The following is a 15,839-nucleotide window of genomic DNA, read 5'->3' on the forward strand; positions in this document are numbered from 1 at the left end:
GGCCTGCCGCCAGCGTTCAATCTGAGCCATGATCAAACTCTTCAGTTCGATTAAGTCTTTAAAGTGCCTTCGCACTTAAAGCATGCTCAGCTCGAAACAAATTCAACTAGGTTGACTTGCTCAAAGCCGATATCTTTTTAGACACCTACTTCGAACAGGTCCCACACGTTTGCTTGCCTGATTGTTAAAGAGCCGCGGAGCGTTCGGCGTCTTGCGTCGTTGCCCCGTCGAGGAGTGCGCATTCTACGGATCGGGCCGTACCTGTCAAACCTTTTTTCCCGCTTTTCTGGAAATTCTTTCCGGTCGCTCAGTTTTCACCCAGTCGCTGCCGCCTTCCGGCGGCCAGAAATACGCACAACCTATTGATTTACTTAATGATTACCCGCGCGATCTTCTTTTTGCCCGCCTGGATCACCGGGCTCTCGCCCCGGGCAAAGGTTCGCTCTTCGGTGAGCTGCTGGCCGTCCACATAAACGGCGCCCCGGCCGAACACATCCTTGGCGGCCTTGCCATTCTGGGCCAGGCCGGCGAGCCGCAGCAGCGGCACCACGTGAATGTCGTCACCTTCCTCCAGGACCACCTCCACTTCCGGCACGTTGTCGGGGATATCTCCCAGAGCAGTGAGGTTGCCAGCGGAGGACGGCGCGGAGCGAGCCGCCTCCTCGCCATGGAAGCGGGTCACCATTTCTAGAGCGAACGCCTTCTTCGCCTCCTGGGGACTGCCGAGCCGCCCGGCTTCGGCCTTGCGCTCCGCCAAAGCCTCGTTGGAAAGCCCGCTGAGCAGTTCGTAATAACGCCAGGTCAGATCATCCGGGATCGACAGCAGCTTACGGTACATCTCCCCCGGCGCGTCGTTGACGCCCACGTAGTTCTTCAGCGACTTGGACATTTTCTGGACGCCATCCAGGCCTTCCAGGATCGGCATGGTCAGACAGATCTGCGGCGCCTGGCCGTGGGCCTTCTGCAGGGTACGCCCCATCAGCAGGTTGAACTTCTGGTCGGTGCCGCCCAGCTCCACGTCCGCTTTCATGGCCACGGAGTCGTAGCCCTGGACCAGCGGATAGAGGAACTCATGAATGGCGATGGACTGGTTGGCCCGGTAGCGCTTGTCGAAGTCATCCCGTTCCAGCATGCGCGCCACGGTGTACTGGCCGGCCAGCTTGATCATGCCGGCGGCGCCAACCTGGTTCATCCAGGTGGAATTGAACACCACCTCGGTCTTCTCCGGGTCGAGAATCTTGAACACCTGTTCCTTGTAGGTCTCGGCATTGCGCTCGATCTCCTCCGGCGTCAGCGCCGGCCGGGTGGCACTCTTGCCCGTGGGGTCACCGATCATGCCGGTGAAGTCGCCGATCAGGAACATGACATGGTGGCCGAGTTCCTGGAACTGGCGCAGCTTGTTGATCAGCACCGTATGCCCAAGGTGGAGATCCGGCGCGGTGGGGTCGAACCCGGCCTTGACCCGCAGCGGGCGACCACTGGCGATGCGCTCGCGCAGCTCGTCTTCCTGGATGATTTCATCGGCGCCGCGTGACAGCAGCGCCATTTGTTCTTCCACCTCTCGATCTTCCAGCTTGACCATTACCACCTCGATTCATGGGGCGCACCGCGCGGCGCCGCCAGACTGACTGACAGGGAACCCGACCACCCCGCGGCGGTCACACCAGGCATCCGCCGGGACCGCGAGGCCCGGAAAAGCTGGCTATTGTAGCACTTGAAGGCGCCGGTAGAAGGCGGGTATCTTTGCTGCAATTCAAGGGACCTCCCCATCCCGTACAACCGGAGGCCCGCCATCAATGCCCCAGGCGGCCACCTCAGAGTGTAGCGACCAGATGAGCATGAATTTTTCCGCCCTCGGCCGCATGGTGCGCCGATTTCCCCGTTTGCATCTCGCCCTTTCCGCCGCTCTGGCCATCACCGTGGTCGCCATGGCGCTGAGTCCGGAATCCGGCGAAAGCCATCCGGAACGCAAACAAGCCCTGACCCTGCCGAAACCCGGCACCGCCCCCGCGACCGGGGCCGCAAGCCCGGTGGCGACCACTCAACCGGCACGCCCGCGGCCGGCCCCGGCTCCCCCGGAGCCCGAGTGGATAGAACTGGAAGTACAATCCGGTGACACCCTTTCCGCCCTGCTGCAGGAACATGGCGTCACGGCGGCCCAGGTACACCGGCTGGTGACCGGCGACGAACGACTGGCTGCGCTGGCCCGTATCCGCCCCGGGGAGACCCTCGGCATTACCCTGGACGACGACGGCGAACTCAACGCCCTGCGCTACCACCCGACCCGCATACAGACCGTCAAGGCCACCCTGGGCGACGATGGCCGCTGGCAAGTGCAAAGCGAGACCCGCGAGTATCAGCGCCGTGTCCGCTTCGCCGAGGCGACCATCGACAATTCCCTGTTCCTGGCCGGGCACGCCGCCGGCATGAGCGACAACCTGACCATGCAACTGGCCAACATTTTTGGCTGGGACATCGATTTCGTGCTCGATATCCGCAATGGTGACCGCTTCCGCGTCCTGTACGAGGAACTCTACCTGGACGGTGAGAAGGTCGGCACCGGCAACATCCTGGCGGCGGAGTTCTGGACCCAGGGCCGGCACCTGACCGCCTACCGCTTCGAAACCCGGTCCGGCGACGCCGACTACTTCGACAGCGAAGGACGCTCCATGCGCAAGGAATTCATCCGTACCCCGGTGGCCTTCTCGCGCATCAGTTCGCGCTTCAATCTGGGCCGCAAGCACCCGATCCTCAACAAGGTGCGCGCCCACCGGGGCATTGATTACGCGGCCCCGAGCGGCACGCCGATCAAAGCCGCCGGCAAGGGCAAGGTGATCTTCGCCGGGGTCAAGGGTGGCTACGGCAATGTTTTGATCCTCAAGCACGGCCAACGCTATACCACGCTGTACGCGCACATGCGCGGCTTCGCCCGGGGCATCCGCGTCGGCAGCCGCGTCAACCAGAACCAGACCATTGGCTATGTGGGCATGTCCGGTCTGGCCACCGGCCCCCATCTGCACTATGAGTTCCGGGTCGACGGGGTGCACCGCAACCCGCAAACCGTGCCTCTGCCCAAGGCGCAGAGCGTGTCCGACAACGAGAAACCCCAGTTCCTGGTCCAGGCGAAACGGATGGAAGCTCAGATGACCCTGTTCGCCGAGGCCGCCACTCTGGCCAGCAGCAATGTCCTCTGAGGGAGCGTTGTCCTCCGGAAGGTTATTCGCCGGCCTGATGACCGGCACAAGCCTGGACGGCGTGGACGCCGTTCTGGCTCGCTTCGGCCACCGACGGGTGGAACTGCTGGCCACCGATAGCCGCGCCCTGCCCGCCCCCCTTCGCGACAGCCTGTCGAGCCTGACCCGCCCCGGCGCCGACGAGATCGATCGCGCCGGGCCCTGCCACCGCGCCCTTGGGCGGATTTACGCCGAAGCCGTGACCGCGTTGCTGGACAGCGCCGCCATCAGCGCGGACCGGGTCACGGCCATCGGCTGCCACGGGCAGACCGTGCGCCACCGGCCCGGCGGAGAGGACGGCTTCAGTCTGCAGTTGGGCTGCCCGGACACCCTGGCCACCGCCACCGGCATCCCGGTGATTCATGATTTCCGCAACAAGGATATGGTGCTCGGTGGCCAGGGCGCGCCGCTGGCGCCTCGCTTCCACGAGCACCTGTTCGCTGATCCGGCGCGCCGCGTGGCGGTGCTCAACCTGGGTGGCATCGCCAATGTGAGCCTGCTCGACCGTGGCACGCTGACTGGCGGGTTCGACACCGGCCCCGCCAATACCCTGCTGGACCTCTGGCACCAGCGCCACCAGGGCGGCGCCTTCGACCGGAACGGCGCCTGGGCCGCCGGAGGGCGGGTGCTTCCCGACCTGCTCGACGCCCTGCTGGCGGATTCCTACTTCCAGTTGCCGCCACCAAAGAGCACCGGTCGGGAGTATTTCCATCCGGACTGGCTGGCCCCTTTCCTGAACCACACCATGGCGCCCCGGGACGTGCAAGCCACCCTGGCGGAACTTACCGCCCGCGGCGTGGCCGACGCCCTGGCTGGCTTCGCCCCTCAACGACTACTGGTGTGCGGTGGCGGCGCCCATAACCAGGACCTGATGAAGCGCCTGTCGCGGCGGCTGGGCATCGACGCGGAAAGCACCGAAGTGGCCGGATTGGCGCCGGACCGGGTGGAGGCGGCGGCGTTCGCCTGGCTGGCCTGGGCCTGGTGGGAGCGGGTGCCCGGCAACGCGCCGGCGGTAACCGGCGCCCGTCGTCCGGCGGTGCTGGGACGGCTGACCGTGCCGGATTAAGCGGCTTCTAGACGAACAGCGTGCCCGCCAAGGCGCAGACCGCGCCGAGCAAAGCACCGGCGCCGATGTCGGATGGGTAATGCACGCCCAGCAAGACCCGGGACAACCCCACCAGCATGGCGAACGCCAAAGCCAGAGTGGCCGCCACCGGATAGAATACCCCCATAAGCGTCGCCATCACGAAGGCCGCCGCGGTGTGGCCGGAGGGGAAGCTGAAACGGTCCGCCGGCTGCAGAAACACGCACAGGGAATCGTCCATATCCGCCGGTCGGGGCCGCTTGATGAGATTCTTGAGCGCCATGAACGCCGGCACTTCAAGACCGTAGGCAATCACCGCCGCCAACGCGAACTGGGCGCCGTGGGCGCGATCAAGCAACCAGATGACGAGAATCAGAAATACGTAGAAGGGGCCGTCGCCGAGCCGGGAGATACCACGGGCCAGTTGCGCGCGATGCGCCGCCCGGGGCTGCCGCAATAACCAGCAGATGGCGCGGGTATCGGCGGCGGTCATTCTCTGTAGTGAAGGTCGCTGTATCATCATGTCCTCCAGCTTCCGTGCCGTTGACGACAATCCTCTGATACTTTGATGACCGTTAGATGACGGCGACGGTTCCCCCGATCATACCGAGAAGGAGGAACCACAGCCACAGGTGGTGGCGGCGTTGGGGTTGTTGACGATGAATCGGGACCCCATCAGCCCCTGCTCGTAGTCCACCTCGGAGCCGTCCAGGTACTGGATGCTCATGGCGTCCACCAGCAGGGTCACGCCCTCGCGATCGACGGCGGTGTCATCCTCGTTGACGGCCTCGTCAAAGGTGAACCCATAGGAAAACCCCGCGCAGCCGCCACCGGTGATGTACACCCGCAGCTTGAGGTCGGGGTTGCCTTCGTCGTCACGGAGCTCGCGCACCTTGGCGGCGGCCCGTTCGGTCAGAATGATGGGACTGGAATCGCTCATGTCGGCCTGAAATGCTATCACCCGCTCATGGTCCAATACCCGAGTGTTACAGTCAAGAATTCTCCGGCGAGACACGGTCACCATCGGCGGCCCCGGATTTTTCCGGTGCCGGCAGGTTGCGCCGCTCTTCATCCAGGCGCACCAGCTTGCCGTTGACCCGGGCACCCATGAGCATCTCGATCATCACGTAGAAAACATTGCCCTCGACCTGGGCCTTGTCGGCCAGTTCCAGGTGCTCGGTGGCGTTGACGTCGCCCTCCACCCGGCCATTGATGGTGATCCGGGGCACGCGGATTTCGCCACGCACCACGCCACTCTCACCAATCACCAACTGCCCCCCTTGTTCGCCGACGGTGATGTTGCCGTCCACTTCCCCCTGGATGTGCAAGCCGCCGTTGAACTCAATGTCCCCCACGACGCGGGCACTGGGGGCGATCAGGGTGTGGTCACGGAAATTCTGACCACCCGCGTTTTTTTTGTCTCGCCTCACCTGCTCTCTCCTGCTTGTCGGTCGGTTTCGCTGAGGGCGGAACCAGCCCATCACCATGGCAGGCTCTGGGTGACTTCGCCCCGCCGGCCACCGGTGGCGCGCGCGGTCATCTCCAGCGCGCTCACCTGCAGCACTTCCGGCACCGTCAAGGTACCGGAAAGCTCCTGGAAATAACGGAACCTGAAGCGCAAATCGCTGCTCTCGTCGAGCAGATCGTCGGCCTCCACGGTCACCGCCTCCCCGTCTTGGGTGCCCTTGAGTCTCAGGCTCACCCGGCCCGACAGATAGCCACGATTGTCGCCGGCCTGAACCAGAATCAGCCGATAGCGGAAGCGGCGCTCACCGTCAGCCGGCACCACCTCGAACTTCTGCACCTGCAGGGGCTGGTCGACGGTGCCCGGGGACATCACGTTCTTGTAGAACGCCACCGCTTCTTCCAGTTCCGCCATCTGATCACGCAACCCGCGGATTTCCTGACGCAACTGCTCGCCGGCCTGATCGGAAACCTGGGCGTCGGCCCGGAACCGGGCGAGATCATGGCGGGCGCTGGCCAGCCGGTCGCGGGCCTGCTGAAGGTCGGTGCGCAACTCCTGGTTGCGGCGGTCCTGGTCCAGTGCACCGCCCCGCGCCAGCCAGATACCGGCGCCGAAGGCGATCAGTACCGCCAGCACCGCCAGCACCGTGGCCAGCGCCAGCCGGCGCCGCCGCCGGGACGGGCTCACCGGCATCAGCACCACGTCGTCCACGCCGGCGCGGGGACGGTCGCGGCGCGCCATCAGTGGCCGGCCCCGCCGAGGACCGGGCCGATCACGGCCATCGTCCACTCCGCGAGCCTTGTCGGCTGGGCCATAGACAGGAACTCCATCAAAGCTTCATTCGGGAAAACCCGAATGATAGGCACCGTCGACGGGGGCGGCAACTCAGCGTTTTTCCTCGCCGCCCTCAGTACCCACCACCCGGGCGCGGTCCAGGGCCATGCCCTCGCCTTCCTGAAGCCGCTCCGCCAGGGAGTCATAGAGCGGGCGCAGCCAGACGATCTTGGAGATACCCGCCGCCATGAAAGCCCCCGCCATCAACGGCAAGAGGATATCGTGGCGGTTGCCGGTGAGCTCCATGACGATCACGAAGGAAGTGATCGGACGCTGAATCACCGCCGCCAGGAAGGCGGCCATGGCGACCAGGGTGAGCCCGACCACGGAAATCCCCGGGAACAGCCCGCCAATCACATTGCCGACACCGGCGCCGGCCGCCAGGCTGGGGGAGAACAGACCACCGGGAATCCCGGTGAAGTAGGACACCAGGGTGGCGGCCATCTTGGCCAGCGGGAAGGTCCAGTCGCCCTGGGTCTCGCCGGCCAGCAGGTGGCGCGCCTGTTCATAACCGCTTCCGTAGGTGGCGCCCCCGGTGACCAGGCCGAGAAACACCACCACCAGGGCGCACAACAGCACCACCCGGTAGGGATGCTGGCGCGCGTACGGTGACAGGAAGCGGCTGCCGGCGATCAGCATGCGGCTGAAGGCGCCGCCCAGAAGGCCGCACACCACCGCGGTGACGCCAACGGCCAGCCAGTCGCGGGTGATGTCCAGGGTCCCCTCGGGGTGGCCGAAGAAGCTGTAGTGGCCGGCGATCGCCAGCACCACCACGCCGGACAGGATAATCGCCAGGATCAGAGTACCGCTGCTGCGTTGCTCGAAGGAGCCGGCCAGTTCCTCGATGGCGAACACGATCCCCGCCAGCGGTGCGTTGAACGCCGCCGACACGCCGGCGGCACCGCCGGCGACGATCAGAGAGGTATCCACGTACTTTTGCTGCAGCCGCCCGATCCGGCCCACCGAATACATCATCGCAGCGCCCATGTGCACGCTCGGCCCTTCGCGCCCGATGCTGGCGCCACACAGCAGGCCCATGCAGGTCAGCGCGAATTTCATCATGATCACGCGAAAGGAAAGAAAGGTGGGACGCAACCAGTGATAACGCTGCTTAAGGACCACCAGCACCTGGGGGATACCACTGCCCTGGGACTCCGGCCCGGTGCGGCGCATCAGCGCCACCACCAGCAGCATGCCCAACGGCGTGACCAGAATCGGCAGCAGCGCGGAGCGCTGTTGCATCTGAAAGAACAGGCTGGCGCAATACTCCGCCACCCAGGCGAACCCCACCGTGACCAGCCCCACCAGCAGGGCGCCGATCCAGAACACCACCCGCATTTTCCAGTCTTCCAGGGTGCCGAGCTGCCTGCGTGTCAGACGCCGGGTGCGAAACAGGTAGTATCGCAGCAGACGGCTGGCGCGCTTTGGCTTGTTCACGGCACTCCTCTTTGTTCGGGTCGGGCGGCTCGGTGGGGCCGCGCTTGCGAGATCGCCGCGCGGGCGACCGGGCAGGAAAGAATGTTGGGATCATTTACGGACGGCTTTAGTATAGCCCCCCGAAGCGGCAACACTCCAATGCCGCGCCCCGATCAACTTGTAAGCAACCTCTACGCCGGTAGCGCCGGCGTTCGTCGGAGACGCTCCCTATGCTGTGGCTGAAGGCCTTCCACATTATCGCCGTGATCTGCTGGTTCGCCGGCATCTTCTACCTGCCCCGGCTGTTCGTTTATCACGCCATGGCCGAGGACCAGACCAGCCGGGATCGCTTCAAGATCATGGAACGCAAGCTCTACCGGGGCATCATGAACCCGTCCATGATCGCCACCGTGCTGCTGGGCGCGTGGATGCTGGTGCTGCGCTGGGACTACTACAAGACCCAGGGCTGGATGCACGCCAAGCTGGCGCTGGTGGTGTTGCTGATCGGCTACCACCACGTGTGCCTGGCCTACTTGAAGAAGTTCGCCGCCGACGCCAACACCAAGAGCCACAAGTTCTACCGGGTGTTCAACGAAATCCCGGTGTTGTTGCTGATCGCCATTGTTATCCTGGTGGTGGTGCGCCCTTTCTGAACGGCGACCACGGGAGCCCATGATGAAACCCAATATTCTGGTGATCGCCGGCCACGACCCCTCCGGGGGTGCCGGCATTCACGCCGACATCGAAGCGATCCACGCCCTGGGTGGCTTCGCCAGCACCCTGATCACCGCCCTCACGGTGCAAAACAGCCGCAACGTCACCGGCTTCCAGCTCACCCCCATCGAGTTGCTGGAACGCCAGGCCGATGCCCTGCTCGCCGACTACCATTACCAGGCGGTGAAGATCGGCATGACCGGCTCGGTGGCAATGGTGGAATGGATAGCCCGGCTACTGGCGCGTCTGCCGGGCGTGCCGGTGGTGCTGGATCCGGTGCTCGCCGCCGAAGCCGGCGGCAGCCTGTCCCAGGGAGATCTCGCCGAGACCATGCTTAACCGCCTGGCGCCGCTGACCACGGTGCTCACTCCCAACCTGCCGGAGGCGGAGAAGCTCAGCGGCGAAAGCGGGGTGGACGCCGCCGGCACGGCTCTGGCCGCGCGCACCGGGCGCGCGGTGCTGGTCACCGGCACCCACGACGATACCGACCAGGTCAGCAATCATCTGTTCCACGGCGAACGCCGCCACCATTGGGACTGGCCACGCCTGCCGGAGGTCTACCACGGCTCCGGCTGCACCCTGGCTTCCGCCCTGGCCACCCGACTGGCCCGGGGCGACGCCCTCGACGACGCCACCGGCGCCGCCCAGGCGTGGCTCCACCAGGGCCTGCGTGATGCCTGGCGGCCCGGCGGCGGCCAGTTCGTTCCCGACCGGAGGTTCCAGCCATGAGCGCTCCCGAAACCCACCGCGTGCGCGGCCTGTACGCGGTCACCGACCCGGATCTGTGCCCCGGCGAACGGGTGCTGGACGCCGGCGCCGCCGCCCTGCGCGGCGGTGCCGCCATGCTGCAGTACCGCGACAAGCACGCCGACACCGCCACCCGCCGTCACCGCGCCGCCCGCCTGGCGCTGCTGTGCCAGGAATACGGCGCCCTGTTCATCGTCAATGACGACCCGGCCCTGGCCGCCGAGGTGGAAGCCGACGGCGTGCACCTCGGCCAAAGCGACGGGCGCATCGACGCCGCCCGCACCATGCTGGGTAGCGGCAAGCTGATCGGCGTGTCCTGTCACGGCAGCCTGGAGCTGGCCCGGCAAGCCGCCGAAGAAGGCGCCGACTATCTGGCCCTGGGTCGTTTTTTCCCGTCGCGCACCAAACCCCAGGCGCCTCCGGCGGACCTGGATACCCTGCGCGAGGCCCGGCGCCGCTTCCGCCAGCCCCTGGTGGCCATCGGCGGTATCAACGCCGATAACGCCGCCTCCCTGATCGAGGCCGGCGCCGACGCGGTAGCGGTGATCCATGGCTTGTTCGGCGCCCCGGACGACGCCGCCGTGGAAGCCGCCGCCCGCCGCCTGGCCGGCCTGTTCGCGCACCGTTAATACCCACGCCGGTAGGAAAAGTGCCATGTCCGTCTGACAGAATTTCGGGCAGGGAGTAGACTAAGGCCCGTTTATCTTCCAAGGAGTCCCAATGAGTCGCACGCATTCCGAGCAGTTGTTCCGTCGCGCCCAGCAGCATATTCCAGGGGGTGTGAACTCCCCGGTGCGCGCCTTCAAGGGCGTGGGCGGCACGCCGGTGTTCTTCCACCGCGCGGAGGGCCCCTGGCTTTATGACGAGGACGACAACCGCTACGTGGACTACGTGGGTTCCTGGGGCCCGATGATCCTGGGCCACAACAACGAGGCGGTGCGAGAGGCGGTTCAGAAAGCGGCGGCCGACGGCCTCAGCTTCGGCGCGCCCACCGCCGCCGAGGTGGACATGGCGGATCTGGTCTGTGAGCTGGTGCCCTCCATGGACATGGTGCGCATGGTCAACTCCGGCACCGAGGCGACCATGAGCGCCATCCGCCTGGCGCGCGGTTACACCGGCCGCGACAAGATCATCAAATTCGAAGGCTGCTACCACGGCCATGTGGACAGCCTGCTGGTAAAGGCCGGCTCCGGCGCCCTGACCCTGGGCACCCCCAGTTCCCCCGGCGTGCCCAAGGCGGTCACCGACGACACCCTGACGCTCAATTACAACGACGCCGGCGGCCTGGAGGAAGTGTTCAGGGCCCGGGGCGATGAGATCGCCGCCGTGATCGTTGAGCCGGTGGCCGGCAACATGAACTGCGTGCCTCCCACCCAGGGCTTCCTGGAAGCGCTGCGCAAGTATTGCGACGAACACGGCGCGGTATTGATCTTCGACGAGGTGATGACCGGCTTCCGGGTGGCCCTGGGCGGTGCCCAGGCGCTCTATGGCGTGACCCCGGACCTGACCACCCTGGGCAAGATCATCGGCGGCGGCATGCCGGTGGGCGCCCTGGGTGGCAAGAAGGCGATCATGGAGCACCTGTCACCGCTGGGCCCGGTCTACCAGGCCGGCACGCTGTCCGGTAACCCGGTGGCCATGGCCGCCGGCCTGGCCACTCTCCGGCAACTGCGCCGCGAGGGTTTCCACGAGGAACTGGCCGCCAAGACCGAGAAACTCACCGAGGGCATGGCCACCCTGGCCCGGGAAGCGGGCATCGCCTTCCACACCACCCGGGCGGGCGGCATGTTCGGCCTGTACTTCACCGAGCAAACCCGGATCACCCGGTTCGACGAAGTGATGGCCTGCGACCAGGCCCGCTTCGGCGCCTTCTTCAACGCCATGCTGGATCGCGGCGTGTACCTGGCGCCCAGTGCTTTCGAAGCCGGCTTCGTGTCCATCGCCCACGGTGACGAGCACATTGATGCCACCCTGGAGGCGGCGCGCGGCGCCTTCGCGGCGCTATAACCTTCACCACGCTGTAGCAAGGGTATCGCGGCTGAAGCCGCTCCCACGGTATTTTTACAGCGGCTTCAGCCGCGCTACCCGATCAGCGCGCCAGCGGCGCCAGCCGACCGCCGGTCAAGGCCAGCAGATCCGCCGGCGCCATCTCGATTTCCAACCCGCGCCGGCCGGCGCTCATGTACAGGCTCGGCTGCTGGTCGGCGCTGTCATCCAGCCACAGGGGCAGACGCTTTTTCTGTCCCAGCGGGCTGATCCCACCGAGCACATAGCCGGTGAGCCGCTCCGCCCTCGGGCCGTCCACCATGGCCGCCTTCTTACCGCCCGCCGCCCGCGCCAGAGCCTTGAGATCGAGGCTGTGGTCCACCGGCACCATGGCCACCTGAACCTTGCCATCCACCTCCGCCAGCAGTGTCTTGAACACGCGTTCCGGAGCCAGCCCCAGGGCCTCCGCCGCTTCGCGGCCATAGCTTTCCGCCTGGGGATCGTGCTCATAGGCGTGCAGATGAAAGTCGACGCCGGCTCTCTCGGCGACCTTCACCGCCGGCGTCATGCGCGATCCCTACGCAGGCTTTCAGCCCGCTTGCGGGCGGCATCGGCGCCGTCCGGATCACCCTGCTCGGCGCGCGCCGCGGCCACCAGTTCCCAGAGATCGGCCCGGTAGGCATCGTTGTCCGGCGCCAGGCGCAGGGCACGCCGGGCCAGCCCCTCCGCGCCGGCGGGATCACCCTCCTCCAGGCGCAGCAACGCCAGCTCCCGGTACAGCCAGGAAGAGTTGGGAGCCATGGTCAACGCCCGTTCCAGATAGCGGCCGGCGGCGGCCATACGCCCCTGATCACGGGCCTGGTCAGCACGCTCCAGCAGCGACAGCGCCGGCGAGCCGGCCAGTTCGGTGTCGGCGGTCACCGGCGTCTGCGCCTCCTCGGCCGGCGGCATCACCGAACAGCCGGAGACCAGCAGCGCGGCCAGGAAAATCAGTCGAACCGGTCCTTGCGGCATCGTTGCAGTCCTCGTTTTGTGTTCGCGGGAATGGGCGGAATTCTGCTGCTTTTCCTCGCCGTTGGCCACGGCTACAGTTGTGATCCGACCCGCACACCGGATATTCCATGGAAATTCGCGACCATCCCGAGGATTACGCGGCGCTGAAAAAGGCGGTGGCCCTGCTGACCGCGCCCAGCGTCACCGCCCGGCTATCCAACCTGGTCGGCTCGCCCATCGAGGGCGCGGTGAGACGGCTGCCCGCCGCCGCGTCCGCGCGCATCAACGAGGCCGTGGAAACGGCGCTGCGCAAGGCCGTGGACGCCGCCCTGTGGAGCCTGGAGAACCGCCCCCACACCGCCGCCTCGACACGGCGCCACAAGCTCTACGCGGCGGCCTCCGGGGCGGTGGGCGGCGCCTTTGGCCTGACTTCCCTGCTCGCCGAATTACCGGTTTCCACCACCCTGATGATGCGCGCCGTGGCGGACGTGGCCCGGGCCGAGGGCTTCGACCTTAGCGACATGGATACCAAGGCGGCCTGCCTGGAGGTGTTCGCCATGGGCGGCCCCACGGACCAGGACGACGCGGCGGAGACCGGCTATTACATGGCGCGCGGCTTCGCCACCCAGGCCATGAACCAGTTGTCCCGGGAGTTGGCGGAGATCGCCGCCCGCCAGGGCGCCGGCCAGAGCGCCCGACTGATGACATCCACCCAGACGGGCAAGTGGATGGCTCGCCTGATCGAAAAGGTGGCGGAGCGCTTCGGCGTGGTGATCACCAACAAGGTGGCGGCCCAGGCGGTACCGATCATCGGCGCCGCTACCGGTGCCACCCTGAATGCGCTGTTCACGGACTTCTACCAGGACATGGCCCTGGGCCATTTCACCGTCAAACGCCTGGAGCGAACCTACGGCGCCGAGGCGATCCGCGCGGAATTCGAAAAACAGGCGGCCCGCCAACAGCATCGCGGCTGAAGCCGCTCCTACGATCACCGTTGTAGGAGCGACTTCAGTCGCGATGCTCCCGGCATGGCCCCACCCCGGTGGTCAGTTGAACAGGCCCTTGAACCAGTCCACCACACCCTTGCCGGCCTTGTGCACGGTGCCACAGCCGTCACTCTTCTCCGGAATCGAGGCCTCCAGCATCGGATAAAGGCGGGCGCCGGCGCAGCCCTCGCCACTGGTCTTGTCGCCGGCCGGGTCCATCCACACCATTTCCACGCCCGGGGGCGGCGCCTCCGGCAGGCTGGTCTGCGGCAGCGACGCCATCAACTGGCTCCATACCGGCAGCGCGCCGGTGGCGCCGGTCACCCGGGCGCTCTGATTGTTGTCGCGGCCCACCCAGACCACCGCCAGATGGTTGCCGGAGAAGCCGGCGAACCAGGCATCGCGGTACTCATCGCTGGTGCCGGTCTTGCCCGCCACGCGCAGATCCGCAGGCAGCACCTTGCGGGCACCGCGACCGGTGCCGTCGTTGATCACCTGCTGCATGGCCCACTGAATCAGAAACGCCGGGCCGGAATCGAGCACTTCCCGGGTTTCCACCGGGTAACGGGCCAGCGGCTCGCCGTTCTTGTCGAGCACATCGGTGATGGAGCGAAGCGGCGTGGCGAAGCCACCGGTGGCCAGCGGCTGGTACCACATCGCTACCTCGAAGGGGGTCATGTTGATGCTGCCCAGCAGGATACTGGGATAGGCAGGCACCTTGCGCTTCACGCCGAGCTGATCCAGGGTCTTGACCACCTTGCCCGGCCCCAGGTCCATACCCAGCTGCACGGTGGCCTGATTACGGGAATGCACCAGAGCATCGAGCATCGGGATCGGTCCGTGGGATTCGCCGCTGAAGTTCTGGGGCGTCCAGGTGGTGCCGTTGGGCAAGGACACGCTGATCGGCTCGTCGGGGACCGGCGTGGCCAGACTGTAACGCTTGGGCTGCTCCAGGGCGGTCAGCATCACCGCCGGCTTGACCAGCGAACCGATCGGGCGCACCGCGTCCAGGGCCCGGTTGTACCCATGGTCACGAGGTTTGCGACTGCTCACCAACGCCAGCACGTCACCCTGCGAGGGCGCCACCACCACCACCGAACCATTGAGGCGGTCGCCGGAGCCGTCGATGCGATTGAGATGGTCACGCAAGGCACTTTCCGAGGCCAGCTGCGCCAGCACATCCAGGGTGGAGTGAATACGCATCCCGTCCTCGCCGAGCACTTCCGGCGGATAGTCCCGGGCCAGTTGGCGGCGCACCAGATCGATGAAGGCGGGGAAGGCATACAGGGGAGAGACGCCCCGGGGCACCACTTCCAGGTCCCGCTCCTTGTAACGCTGGAACGCCTGATCATCGAGAGCGCCTTCATCCCGGGCCACCCGCAGAACGGTATCGCGGCGGGACTTGGCACGCTCCGGGTTGCGACGCGGATCGTAATAACTGGGCCCTTTCAGCAACGCCACCAGGGTCGCCAACTGGTGAGGCTCCAGTTCCTCCAGCGGACGACCGAAGTAAAACTGCGCGCCCAGGCCCATGCCGTGGATGGCGCGGTTGCCGTCCTGGCCCAGGTACACCTCGTTCAGATAGGCCTCGAGAATCTGCTCCTTGCTGTAGTGCAGTTCGAGCAGCACCGCCATGGGCATTTCCACCAGCTTGCGCGCCAGGGTGCGGTCCTGGGTGAGCCAGAAGTTCTTCACCAGTTGCTGGGTCAGGGTACTGCCGCCCTGGACCAGCCCGCCGGCCTTGACGTTGGCGACCATGGCCCGGGCCAGGCCGCGCGGGGAAATGCCGTGGTGGTCGTAGAAATCCCGGTCCTCGGTGGCGATCAGCATCTGCACCAGCAGGGGCGGTACCCGGTCGAGGGGCACGAACACCCGGTCCTCGGTGTGCCCCGGGTGGATACTGCCGATCTGCAGCGGCTCCAGCCGCGCCACCGAGTCGCCATCGCCACCGCTCAGGCCACTGACACGGCCTCCGCTGAGCGACACCCGCAGGCGTTCCGACGGCTCGCCGCCGTCGCTGTCGCGGAAGCCACGGGTATGGATCACCAGGGTGTTGCCGTCGGTGGTGTAGCTGCCAGGCGTGGGCGCGCCGGCGGCGCGCCGGTAGCGCATCAGCTCCAGCAGCTTGAGCATGTCGTTGCGCGACAGCACCCGGCCGGGATACAGCTCCACCGGCCGGGCATAGACCCGCGCCGGCAACTGCCAGACGTGACTGTCGAAACGGTCACGCACATAGGCATCCAGATACACCAGGCCGGCGGCCGACAGCACCAGCCCGACCAAGGCCAGCTTGCCGATGAAACGCCAGCTCCACCAACGGCGCTGCCGCTGCTTAGCGGAAGTTTTCCGCTTCTTCGATGTTTTCGCTTTCTTCGCCATGG

The 15,839-nt window shown here is 66.3% G+C and carries 16 protein-coding genes; 7 read left to right on the forward strand and 9 right to left on the reverse strand.

The genetic code is table 11. The features are described 5' to 3' along the window. Positions 1 to 367: 367 nt before the first annotated feature. Complete coding sequence (tyrS, locus tag JF515_RS17510; RefSeq protein ID WP_203105755.1) at positions 368 to 1,582, reverse strand: tyrosine--tRNA ligase; 1,215 nt, start codon at positions 1,580 to 1,582, stop codon at positions 368 to 370. Between the two features lie 250 nt (positions 1,583 to 1,832). On the opposite strand from tyrS, the gene JF515_RS17515 reads away from it, so the two are divergent. Together JF515_RS17515 and JF515_RS17520 are read left to right on the forward strand one after the other, a co-directional pair. Next, positions 1,833 to 3,194 carry a peptidoglycan DD-metalloendopeptidase family protein gene (locus JF515_RS17515; protein ID WP_203105756.1) on the forward strand — a complete coding sequence of 454 codons (1,362 nt, stop codon included), beginning with the start codon at positions 1,833 to 1,835 and terminating at the stop codon, positions 3,192 to 3,194. Further along, positions 3,184 to 4,299 (forward strand): anhydro-N-acetylmuramic acid kinase, encoded by a 1,116-nt coding sequence (locus tag JF515_RS17520; RefSeq protein WP_203105757.1) that lies wholly within the window; start codon positions 3,184 to 3,186, stop codon positions 4,297 to 4,299. Before JF515_RS17515 ends, JF515_RS17520 begins: the two co-directional genes overlap by 11 nt. 7 nt (positions 4,300 to 4,306) lie before the next feature. Here the strand turns inward: JF515_RS17520 and JF515_RS17525 are convergent, their stop codons facing one another. From JF515_RS17525 to JF515_RS17545, 5 genes are all read right to left on the reverse strand, one after another. Continuing rightward, positions 4,307 to 4,840 carry a phosphatase PAP2 family protein gene (locus JF515_RS17525; RefSeq protein WP_238401164.1) on the reverse strand — a complete coding sequence of 178 codons (534 nt, stop codon included), beginning with the start codon at positions 4,838 to 4,840 and terminating at the stop codon, positions 4,307 to 4,309. Between the two features lie 78 nt (positions 4,841 to 4,918). Beyond that, positions 4,919 to 5,257 carry an iron-sulfur cluster insertion protein ErpA gene (gene erpA, locus JF515_RS17530; RefSeq protein WP_203105758.1) on the reverse strand — a complete coding sequence of 113 codons (339 nt, stop codon included), beginning with the start codon at positions 5,255 to 5,257 and terminating at the stop codon, positions 4,919 to 4,921. A gap of 52 nt (positions 5,258 to 5,309) precedes the next feature. Continuing rightward, positions 5,310 to 5,747, reverse strand: coding sequence for a bactofilin family protein (locus JF515_RS17535; RefSeq protein WP_338015246.1), 438 nt, complete (start codon positions 5,745 to 5,747; stop codon positions 5,310 to 5,312). 50 nt (positions 5,748 to 5,797) lie between these two features. After that, complete coding sequence (locus JF515_RS17540) at positions 5,798 to 6,523, reverse strand: DUF6776 family protein (protein ID WP_203105759.1); 726 nt, start codon at positions 6,521 to 6,523, stop codon at positions 5,798 to 5,800. A 144-nt stretch (positions 6,524 to 6,667) separates the two neighbouring features. Next, entirely contained in the window at positions 6,668 to 8,053 is a 1,386-nt protein-coding gene (locus JF515_RS17545) for a chloride channel protein (RefSeq protein ID WP_338015247.1), read from the reverse strand. Positions 8,054 to 8,262: 209 nt separating this feature from the next. Between JF515_RS17545 and hemJ the strand changes: the two genes are divergently transcribed. From hemJ to hemL, 4 genes are all read left to right on the forward strand, one after another. Then, positions 8,263 to 8,685 carry a protoporphyrinogen oxidase HemJ gene (gene hemJ / locus JF515_RS17550; protein WP_203105760.1) on the forward strand — a complete coding sequence of 141 codons (423 nt, stop codon included), beginning with the start codon at positions 8,263 to 8,265 and terminating at the stop codon, positions 8,683 to 8,685. A gap of 19 nt (positions 8,686 to 8,704) precedes the next feature. Next, a complete protein-coding gene (thiD, locus tag JF515_RS17555) occupies positions 8,705 to 9,475 on the forward strand; it encodes a bifunctional hydroxymethylpyrimidine kinase/phosphomethylpyrimidine kinase (RefSeq protein ID WP_238401165.1) in 771 nt (256 codons plus the stop codon). Next, positions 9,472 to 10,122, forward strand: a complete 651-nt coding sequence (gene thiE / locus JF515_RS17560; RefSeq protein ID WP_203105761.1) for a thiamine phosphate synthase — start codon at positions 9,472 to 9,474, stop codon at positions 10,120 to 10,122. Before thiD ends, thiE begins: the two co-directional genes overlap by 4 nt. 91 nt (positions 10,123 to 10,213) lie before the next feature. Then, positions 10,214 to 11,500, forward strand: a complete 1,287-nt coding sequence (gene hemL, locus JF515_RS17565; protein WP_203105762.1) for a glutamate-1-semialdehyde 2,1-aminomutase — start codon at positions 10,214 to 10,216, stop codon at positions 11,498 to 11,500. A gap of 82 nt (positions 11,501 to 11,582) precedes the next feature. Here the strand turns inward: hemL and ybaK are convergent, their stop codons facing one another. Together ybaK and JF515_RS17575 are read right to left on the reverse strand one after the other, a co-directional pair. Further along, positions 11,583 to 12,047, reverse strand: coding sequence for a Cys-tRNA(Pro) deacylase (gene ybaK, locus JF515_RS17570; RefSeq protein WP_203105763.1), 465 nt, complete (start codon positions 12,045 to 12,047; stop codon positions 11,583 to 11,585). Continuing rightward, the gene (locus tag JF515_RS17575) at positions 12,044 to 12,493 is read right to left on the reverse strand and encodes a tetratricopeptide repeat protein (protein ID WP_203105764.1); all 450 of its coding nucleotides are present in this window, start codon (positions 12,491 to 12,493) and stop codon (positions 12,044 to 12,046) included. The genes ybaK and JF515_RS17575 overlap by 4 nt, the downstream gene beginning before the upstream one ends. 107 nt (positions 12,494 to 12,600) lie before the next feature. Between JF515_RS17575 and JF515_RS17580 the strand changes: the two genes are divergently transcribed. Continuing rightward, entirely contained in the window at positions 12,601 to 13,446 is an 846-nt protein-coding gene (locus tag JF515_RS17580) for an EcsC family protein (protein ID WP_203105765.1), read from the forward strand. 72 nt (positions 13,447 to 13,518) lie between these two features. Here the strand turns inward: JF515_RS17580 and mrcB are convergent, their stop codons facing one another. Next, entirely contained in the window at positions 13,519 to 15,837 is a 2,319-nt protein-coding gene (mrcB, locus tag JF515_RS17585; protein ID WP_203105766.1) for a penicillin-binding protein 1B, read from the reverse strand. Positions 15,838 to 15,839 lie beyond the last annotated feature (2 nt).

Source organism: Alloalcanivorax marinus, from assembly GCF_016785095.1.
Taxonomy (GTDB): domain Bacteria; phylum Pseudomonadota; class Gammaproteobacteria; order Pseudomonadales; family Alcanivoracaceae; genus Alloalcanivorax; species Alloalcanivorax marinus_A.

What these genes read in the sequence shown, in the direction of transcription:
- thiE (WP_203105761.1), top strand. Translation starts at nt 9,472, where the DNA reads ATGAGCGCTCCCGAAACCCACCGCGTGCGCGGCCTGTACGCGGTCACC.
- JF515_RS17520 (WP_203105757.1), top strand. Translation starts at nt 3,184, where the DNA reads ATGTCCTCTGAGGGAGCGTTGTCCTCCGGAAGGTTATTCGCCGGCCTG.
- mrcB (WP_203105766.1), bottom strand. Translation starts at nt 15,837, where the DNA reads ATGGCGAAGAAAGCGAAAACATCGAAGAAGCGGAAAACTTCCGCTAAG.
- erpA (WP_203105758.1), bottom strand. Translation starts at nt 5,257, where the DNA reads ATGAGCGATTCCAGTCCCATCATTCTGACCGAACGGGCCGCCGCCAAG.
- JF515_RS17515 (WP_203105756.1), top strand. Translation starts at nt 1,833, where the DNA reads ATGAGCATGAATTTTTCCGCCCTCGGCCGCATGGTGCGCCGATTTCCC.
- JF515_RS17525 (WP_238401164.1), bottom strand. Translation starts at nt 4,840, where the DNA reads ATGATGATACAGCGACCTTCACTACAGAGAATGACCGCCGCCGATACC.
- JF515_RS17540 (WP_203105759.1), bottom strand. Translation starts at nt 6,523, where the DNA reads ATGGCGCGCCGCGACCGTCCCCGCGCCGGCGTGGACGACGTGGTGCTG.
- thiD (WP_238401165.1), top strand. Translation starts at nt 8,705, where the DNA reads ATGATGAAACCCAATATTCTGGTGATCGCCGGCCACGACCCCTCCGGG.
- JF515_RS17580 (WP_203105765.1), top strand. Translation starts at nt 12,601, where the DNA reads ATGGAAATTCGCGACCATCCCGAGGATTACGCGGCGCTGAAAAAGGCG.
- tyrS (WP_203105755.1), bottom strand. Translation starts at nt 1,582, where the DNA reads ATGGTCAAGCTGGAAGATCGAGAGGTGGAAGAACAAATGGCGCTGCTG.
- JF515_RS17575 (WP_203105764.1), bottom strand. Translation starts at nt 12,493, where the DNA reads ATGCCGCAAGGACCGGTTCGACTGATTTTCCTGGCCGCGCTGCTGGTC.
- ybaK (WP_203105763.1), bottom strand. Translation starts at nt 12,047, where the DNA reads ATGACGCCGGCGGTGAAGGTCGCCGAGAGAGCCGGCGTCGACTTTCAT.
- hemJ (WP_203105760.1), top strand. Translation starts at nt 8,263, where the DNA reads ATGCTGTGGCTGAAGGCCTTCCACATTATCGCCGTGATCTGCTGGTTC.
- hemL (WP_203105762.1), top strand. Translation starts at nt 10,214, where the DNA reads ATGAGTCGCACGCATTCCGAGCAGTTGTTCCGTCGCGCCCAGCAGCAT.